Below are 3,129 nucleotides of genomic sequence, written 5' to 3' on the forward strand. Positions count from 1 at the left end.
ATTCATAGACCCGCAGCAAACGGTCATTCGTCAGTGTGGTTGCCACGGAGCCGCTGGCATCTATTTCACCATTATGCACCATCACAACATGATCTGCATAAAGGGCTGTCAGATTAAGATCGTGCAGAATCGTAATGACACCGCCGCCTTTGGCCGCAAAATTACGGGCAATATCCATCACCACAATCTGATGGCGGATATCAAGACTGGAGACGGGTTCATCCAGCAGCAGGAAGCGTGGCTGACCATCGAGCACCGGTTTCCATACCTGACACAGCACGCGCGCGAGTTGCGTGCGCTGCTGCTCTCCGCCGGAAAGCTCCTGATAATAACGGCCGCCGAAACCGCTCAGATCGACCAGTTCCAATGCCTGATCCGGCAAACGGATTTCTTCCGCTGCCGTCAGGCCGGAACGACCGCCGGTCAGGCCGAGATTAACAATCTCACGCACCGTAAACGGAAAGGACAAAGCGCTGTTCTGAGGAAGCACTGCGCGGCGTTCAGCCATCTGCCAGGGCTTATAGGTTTCGAACAATGCACCATCAAGCAGTGCCTGCCCCGTATAAGGCAAATCGCCGGAAAGCGCACGGATCAGCGTAGTCTTGCCGGAGCCGTTCGGCCCGACAATGGCTGTCACCTCACCGGGTTTAGCTGAGATATTGACATTTTTCAGAATGGTTTTGCCGCTAAGCTGAACGGCCAGATTTTTTGTTTCTATCATGATTATAAGTCCAGCAAACCACGGCGACGCAGCAAAATCCAAAGGAAGAACGGAGCACCGACAAATGCAGTGACAATGCCGATCGGGATTTCAGCCGGAGCAACAATAGTGCGGCTGACAGCATCCGCCAGCAGCAGCATCGAAGCCCCCAGCAATGCAGAGGCAGGCAGCAAATAGCGGTGATCGGGCCCGATGGAAAGACGCAGCAAATGCGGCACAACAATACCGACAAAACCGATGCCGCCACTGACTGCAACCGAAGCGCCTGTGGCTGCGGCCACAAGAATGATTGCTACATTTTTAATACGCTGAATTGGCAAGCCCAGATGATTGGCTGTCGCCTCCCCCAGAGCCAGAGCATTCAATCCGCGAGCCAGAAACGGAGCCGCAAACAATGTCAGCGCAATAATCGGTCCGGCAGTGAGGATTTTAATCCATGTGGCACCGGCCAGCGAACCCATCCCCCAGAAAGTGAGATCGCGTAGCTGTCTGTCATCCGCAATATAAACCAGCACCCCGCTGAAAGCGCCGGTCATGGCACCAAGCGCAATACCGGCAAGCAGCATTGTGGCAATTGAAGTTCTGCCTCTGCGCGTGGCAACACGATACAGGATCAGTGTTGTCGTCAGGCCGCCGATAAAGGCTGCCAGCGGCAATGTATACATGCCGAGAAATCCGAGTACCGGAGCAAGGAATGTACCACCTAAAACAATAACGACAATCGCACCAAGGCTGGCGCCGGAAGAAACGCCGACCAGTCCCGGATCAGCCAGAGGGTTGCGGAACAGACCCTGCATTACCGCGCCGGAAACGGCCAGTGAAGCGCCGATCAGAATGCCGAGAATGATACGCGGCAGGCGGATGTCCACAATGATGATATGATCGCGCTGCGCTGTAATATCATCCGGATTGATCTGCGAGGAGAACAGGGATTTCAGCACCGACCAGCTTGATGCCTGAGAAGCACCGGCTGTGAGGCTGAATAATGCAACAGCCACCAGCAGAACTGCGAGAAGTGCTATCAGAATACGCGCCTGACGCGAACGGTCACCTTGCAGGACAGCTGCGCCTTTACCGCTCTCAGCAGGCTTTATCACATTTGAGGATGCCGCGACTGTGTTGCGTTTGGCAAAGTGGGAAGCAGGCATATCGCCAACAGTATCAGTCAAAATCTTATGCTTTCCGTTTCAGCCATGCAGCAGGCAGATCGAAAAGCTGCTGCGAATGTGAAATTTGATGAAAACACATTCCGGCAGAAGACAGCTTCTTACCTTTTCAGAATGCGTCACCCGCTGCCGTATAGTCTTCCGGCAACGGGCTGAACCAATTCAATGTCTTATTGAGCAGCCTTGCCATAAAGGCCTTCTGCCAGATCACGCGCGGCTTCAGCAGCGCGCGGCCCAAAGCCGAGCAGATAGAGCCCGTCCATGGCCAGAATAGCTTTGTTGCGACCTGCCGGTGTGGCAGCCAGCGCCGGATTGGCAAGCAGATCCGAATAATCATTCGATGCTTTGTCAGGACCGGTATTCATCAGCAGGATCATGTCCGGAGCAGCTTTATCAAGCGCTTCATCGGTCAGCTGTTTGTAGCCCTGAAATTCGTCAATCGCGTTGATGCCGCCAGCCATCTTAATCATGCCGTCAGCCGCAGTCTCCCGCCCTGATGCCATGAGACGTCCGCCCTGACGGGACAGAATAAACAGGACACGCTTTTTCTCGGTGATTTTGCTGGTGGCGGCCTCAACAGCCTTCAGATCAGTGCGAACTTTTTCCGCCAGAGCCGCGGCTTTATCCTGAGCACCTAATGCCTGTCCCACAGCATTGATTTTATTGGTAATGCCTTCAGCGGTATATTGATCCTGCACAATAATCATCGGCACAGAAGCGCGTTTCAGCACATCCATAGTTTCTGCAGGGCCGCTGCCTTCAATCACCAGCATGGCAGTCGGTGCAACAGACAAAATACCTTCCGATGAAAGCTGGCGCATATAGCCGATATCAGGGAGCTTTTTGACTGTTTCCGGATAAATACTGGTACGGTCGCGGGCAATAAGCTTGTCTTCAAGACCCAGCGCATAGATGATTTCTGTCAGCGCGCCGCCAACACTCACCAGCCGTGTTGTATCCGTAAAGGTTTTGACCTCTTCTGCCTGTGCAGGTGAGATCATACCGGCGACCGGCAAAACGCCTGTGGTGGCAGAAAGCAGACCGGCAGCAAAAGCTGCAACCAAACGATAAGACCTGATCCGGGATGAAAAAAGAGTGCTGCGGGCAAAAGACATTGGTCAATCCGAGACTGTTCCGGCCAAAGATAACTATCCTGACCGTCATTGATAATATTCACCGCCAAGGGAGACAGCGGGCAATTTTAAAAATGAGCCATGCAGAGCGGTATAAACCGCCCTGCAT

General features: G+C 53.6%; 3 protein-coding genes. All 3 read right to left on the minus strand.

Going from position 1 to position 3,129, the window contains the following annotated elements; genetic code table 11:
• Positions 1–721, minus strand: a 721-nt coding sequence (locus A918_RS0116415; protein WP_022712106.1) for a heme ABC transporter ATP-binding protein, incomplete at its 3' end; no start/stop codon positions are given.
• A 2-nt stretch (positions 722–723) separates the two neighbouring features.
• Positions 724–1,890, minus strand: a complete 1,167-nt coding sequence (locus A918_RS0116420) for an iron ABC transporter permease (RefSeq protein ID WP_022712107.1) — start codon at positions 1,888–1,890, stop codon at positions 724–726.
• 167 nt (positions 1,891–2,057) lie between these two features.
• Positions 2,058–2,951, minus strand: coding sequence for a hemin ABC transporter substrate-binding protein (locus tag A918_RS20840; protein ID WP_245257350.1), 894 nt, complete (start codon positions 2,949–2,951; stop codon positions 2,058–2,060).
• Positions 2,952–3,129: the final 178 nt, after the last annotated feature.

This window comes from Pseudochrobactrum sp. AO18b (assembly GCF_000409565.1).
In the GTDB taxonomy this organism is placed as follows: Bacteria; Pseudomonadota; Alphaproteobacteria; order Rhizobiales; family Rhizobiaceae; genus Pseudochrobactrum; species Pseudochrobactrum saccharolyticum.